At 69.1% G+C, this 4,087-nt stretch carries 5 protein-coding genes, 1 tRNA gene and 1 pseudogene; all 7 read right to left on the bottom strand.

The genetic code is table 11. The features are described from left to right. Window positions 1–401: pseudogene (locus G6020_RS09460) on the bottom strand (hydroxymethylglutaryl-CoA lyase); the annotation flags it as partial. A 198-nt stretch (window positions 402–599) separates the two neighbouring features. Beyond that, window positions 600–1,322 carry a 50S ribosomal protein L1 gene (rplA, locus tag G6020_RS09455; protein WP_179523168.1) on the bottom strand — a complete coding sequence of 241 codons (723 nt, stop codon included), beginning with the start codon at window positions 1,320–1,322 and terminating at the stop codon, window positions 600–602. 91 nt (window positions 1,323–1,413) lie between these two features. After that, a complete protein-coding gene (rplK, locus tag G6020_RS09450; protein WP_095717641.1) occupies window positions 1,414–1,848 on the bottom strand; it encodes a 50S ribosomal protein L11 in 435 nt (144 codons plus the stop codon). A 253-nt stretch (window positions 1,849–2,101) separates the two neighbouring features. Then, window positions 2,102–3,001, bottom strand: a complete 900-nt coding sequence (nusG, locus tag G6020_RS09445; RefSeq protein WP_179523169.1) for a transcription termination/antitermination protein NusG — start codon at window positions 2,999–3,001, stop codon at window positions 2,102–2,104. Between the two features lie 64 nt (window positions 3,002–3,065). Next, a complete protein-coding gene (gene secE / locus G6020_RS17535; RefSeq protein WP_179523170.1) occupies window positions 3,066–3,434 on the bottom strand; it encodes a preprotein translocase subunit SecE in 369 nt (122 codons plus the stop codon). A gap of 37 nt (window positions 3,435–3,471) precedes the next feature. Further along, a tRNA-Trp gene (locus G6020_RS09435) sits at window positions 3,472–3,544 on the bottom strand. A 151-nt stretch (window positions 3,545–3,695) separates the two neighbouring features. Beyond that, window positions 3,696–4,087 (bottom strand): MaoC/PaaZ C-terminal domain-containing protein (locus G6020_RS09430; RefSeq protein WP_206682222.1); only part of this gene is annotated, 392 nt, incomplete at its 5' end.

The following is a 4,087-nucleotide window of genomic DNA, read 5'->3' as shown; positions in this document are numbered from 1 at the left end:
TCGGCCGCCCGCACCGCCTCGGGCAGCGCGGCCATGCTCGTCTCGACGTCCCGGCCGATGTTGGCCCGGTTGTGCGCGTCCGTCACCGACAGGCAGTACTGGAATCGCCTCACCCCGGCGTCGGCGGCGCGCCGCACGTGGCCGGGCGTGGCCACCCAGACCCAGCAGCGGTCCCGCTCGGCCTCGTCCAGGGCGACGATCACGTCGAGCGTGTCGGCGAGCGCCGGGACCAGGTCCGGCCTGGCCATCGACCCCACCTCGAGTTCGGGGACGCCGGACCGGAGCAACGTGCGGACGAGCTCAACCTTGCCGGCGGTACCCAGTCGCCCCTCCGTCAGCTGGAGTCCGTCCCTCAGGGCGACGTCGCGCACTGCCACGTCTCCGTTGGACCGCGTGTTCATGGGGGTGTCCTTCCGCATCCGGGACCGCCGTGTGGTGCGGTGTGCCGGGTCCCATGGCGGCCTGGGAGATCCTGGCGATGACGGTACCCGCGGGTGCGGCCGGGGTATGACGGCCGGGGTATGACGGCCGGGACATCCCTGACAGCGAAGGGCCCCGCGCCGTGAACGGTCGCGGGGCCCTCCTACCGGGGGATCAACTCACTGGGAGTCGGTGCCCGCCTCGAGGAGCTTGGAGATCGCCGAGGGGTCGACCGGGATGCCGGGTCCGGTCGTGGTGGACACGGTGATCTTCTGCAGGTAGCGGCCCTTGGAGGAGGACGGCTTGAGACGCATGACCTCGTCGATCGCGGCCTGGTAGTTCTCCGTGAGCTGCTCGGTGGAGAACGACGCCTTGCCCACGATGAAGTGCAGGTTGTTGGCCTTGTCGGTGCGGAAGGTGACCTTGCCGCCCTTGATGTCGCTGACGGCCTTGGTCACGTCCATGGTGACGGTGCCCGTCTTGGGGTTCGGCATGAGGCCACGCGGGCCGAGCACGCGGGCCACACGGCCGACCTTGGCCATCTGGTCCGGCGTGGCGATCGCGGCGTCGAAGTCGAGCCAGCCGCCCTGGATCCGCTCGATGAGGTCGTCGGAGCCCACGACGTCGGCGCCGGCGGCCTCGGCCTCGGTGGCCTTCTCGCCCGCGGCGAAGACGATGACGCGGGCGGTCTTACCGGTACCGTTGGGAAGATTCACGGTGCCGCGGACCATCTGGTCCGCCTTGCGGGAGTCGACGCCAAGTCGCATGGCGACCTCGACGGTGGCGTCCATCTTCGTCGAGGAGGTGTCCTTGGCCAGTGCCAGGGCATCCAGAGGCGAGTACAGCTTGGTGCGGTCGACCTTGTCAGCTGCGGCCTTGTAGGCCTTGCTGTTCTTGCTCATGAGAGTTCCATTCCTGCCGCGTGTTCTCTGCGACGGTCGGGTGTGGTGCGGGCCTGAGCTGCCCTCCCACGGTGATGTGTGGTGGTGGAGGTCAGGCCTCGACCGTGATGCCCATGGAGCGGGCGGTGCCGGCGATGATCTTCGCGGCCTGGTCGACGTCGTTGGCGTTGAGGTCCTCCATCTTGGTCTGCGCGATCTCGCGGACCTGGTCCATGGAGACCTTGCCGACCTTGGCGGAGTGCGGGGTGCCCGAACCCTTCTGCAGGCCGGCGGCCTTGAGCAGGAGCTTGGCGGCCGGCGGCGTCTTGAGCTTGAAGTCGAAAGAACGGTCCTCGTAGACCGTGATCTCGACCGGCACGACGTTCCCGCGCTGGTTCTCGGTGGCTGCGTTGTAGGCCTTGCAGAACTCCATGATGTTGACACCATGGGCACCCAGAGCCGGGCCGACCGGCGGTGCCGGGTTGGCTGCGCCGGCGTTGATCTGGAGCTTGATCAGCCCTGAGACCTTCTTCTTCTTCGGAGGCATCGTCTTCCTGATTCTTCGACTGGATCTCGGCTCCACGCTGTACACGTGGGAGGCCGACTGTCGTGTGCGCCGCTCCCCTCAGGCCCGCCCGTCGGGCAGGGCATGCGGGGGCGCAGGCACAACCTTGGAGAGTCTACGTGCAATCGACGTGCAACGGCTAATCCGATCCGGCGCACCGTGGCGCGATCCCCGAAACGACGGGACCCGCCGCGCGCGGTGTGCGCGGGGCGGGCCGTCGGGGTGATCGCGCTGGTCAGTCGATCTTCTCCACCTGGGAGAATCCGAGCTCCACCGGGGTCTCGCGACCGAAGATGGACACGAGCACCTTGAGCTTCTGCGAGGTCGGATCGACCTCGGAGATGCTGGCGGGCAGGGTGGCGAACGGGCCGTCCATGACGGTGACCGACTCGCCGACCGTGAACTCCACCTCGACGGTCTGCGGGACCAGTCCACCGTCGGCCTCGCCACCGGGGGTGGCGGCCTTCTTCTCCGGCTTGGGGGCCAGGAACTTGGCCACGTCGCTCAGCGAGAGCGGGGTGGGCGCACCGGCCGCACCGCCGGTCGCGCTGACGAACCCGGTCACGCCGGGGGTGTTGCGGACGACACCCCATGACTCGTCGTCGAGGTCCATACGCACCAGGACGTAGCCGGGCAGGACCTTGCGGTTGGCGACCTTCTTCTGGCCGTTCTTGACCTCGGTGTACTCCTCGATGGGGACCTCGACCTGATAGATCTTGTCCTCCGCGCCGAGGGTGACCGCGCGGGTCTCGAGATTGGCCTTGACCTTGTTCTCGTACCCGGCGTACGAGTGGACGACGAACCAGTCGCCGGGGAGCTTGCGCAGCTGGCGCTTGAAGGCGATGACGGGATCGATCGCGGGCGCCGCCTCCTCGGCGGGGGCCTCTGCCGACTCGGATCCCTCCGCGGCGTCGGCCTCATCGGTGACGTCGGCGACCTCGTCGGCGTCCTCATCGGTGCCGGCGACCGCGTCGATGGCATCCGCCACGGCCTCGGCGGTCGGCGGGACCGCGACGTCGGAGGGGTCCGCGGAGGTGTCACCGAGCACCGCATCCGCCGCGGTCTCGGCCTGCTCGGCGGCAGCCGGGCTCTGCTCGACGTCCTCGGATTCGGGGCTCTGCTCGATGTCGCTCACTGAAATTGCGGTCCTCTCGAAGTTCGGCGGTCCGGATCTCGTCCCGGACCTCCAGCGGCGGGTGTCAGCGGTCGAAGACGAGCTCGACGAGCTTGCCCGCGCCGAAGTCGACGCCGGAGACCAGCGCGGTCATGAAGATCAGGAACAGGAACACCACGATGGTGTAAGTGACCATCTGGTTGCGCGTGGGCCAGATGACCTTACGCAGCTCCTCGATGACCTGCCCGATGTACTGGAACGGATTCGCGCGGTTGGCCCGCGTGTCCTCCGCGGTGTCCGCATCGGTGCGGACACGATTGGCGACGGTGGTGTCGCTCCGGCCGGCTTTGCCTGTCGGAACAGCAGAGCCCGTCGGAACAGCGGCACCGGTGGTACCGGCCGCGCCGTCGGAACCGCGCGCGCCGCTGGTGTCGTCGTCGCGATCCTGACTCACGCGTTACCTCCGGGTCGACTGTGGCTGGCGGGAAGGGCAGGGGCGACAGGACTTGAACCTGCAACCTGCGGTTTTGGAGACCGCTGCTCTGCCAATTGAGCTACGCCCCTTCGGCCGGTCTCCCGGCCACCCGTGCCGTCTCACGAATCGCGGACCGCACGAACGCCTCGACTCTACAGTGTCGGCGGCTGCCTCAGGCAGCGTGGGCCGCGACCGCGGGCGGTCGGGCGTGGCAAGTGTACGTCAGCCCCGGCAGTGGCTCTAAATCGCTCGATCGGCGCCGTCGAGGGCGACGGTCACGATCGCCTTGCCGAACACCTTGGCCCCGCCGCAGGTGACCGTGAGGGCCACGTCTGCCGTGGAACCGTCGGCGGCGACCCTCCTCACCGTGCCGGCCACCTCCAACAGGGCCGGGGCGTCGGCGGGGACCACGACCGGTCCGGCGAACCGGATCGAGGTGGCCACCACCCGGTCCGCTCCCCCGGCCCACTCGGCCACGACCCCGATCGCCAGCGCCGAGGTCAGCATCCCGTGCGCGACCACGCCGGGCAGACCGAGCTCGCGGGCGGCCTCGTCACTGAGGTGGATGGGGTTGTGGTCCCCCGAGGCGTCCGCGTAGCGGCGCAGGTCCGCACGCGTCACCGGCAGGCTGC

It is taken from the genome of Dietzia sp. B19 (genome assembly GCF_014145155.1).
In the GTDB taxonomy this organism is placed as follows: domain Bacteria; phylum Actinomycetota; class Actinomycetes; order Mycobacteriales; family Mycobacteriaceae; genus Dietzia; species Dietzia natronolimnaea.
The sequence above is the reverse complement of the archived record's forward strand: the minus strand, read 5'-3'. Positions and strand labels throughout refer to the sequence as shown.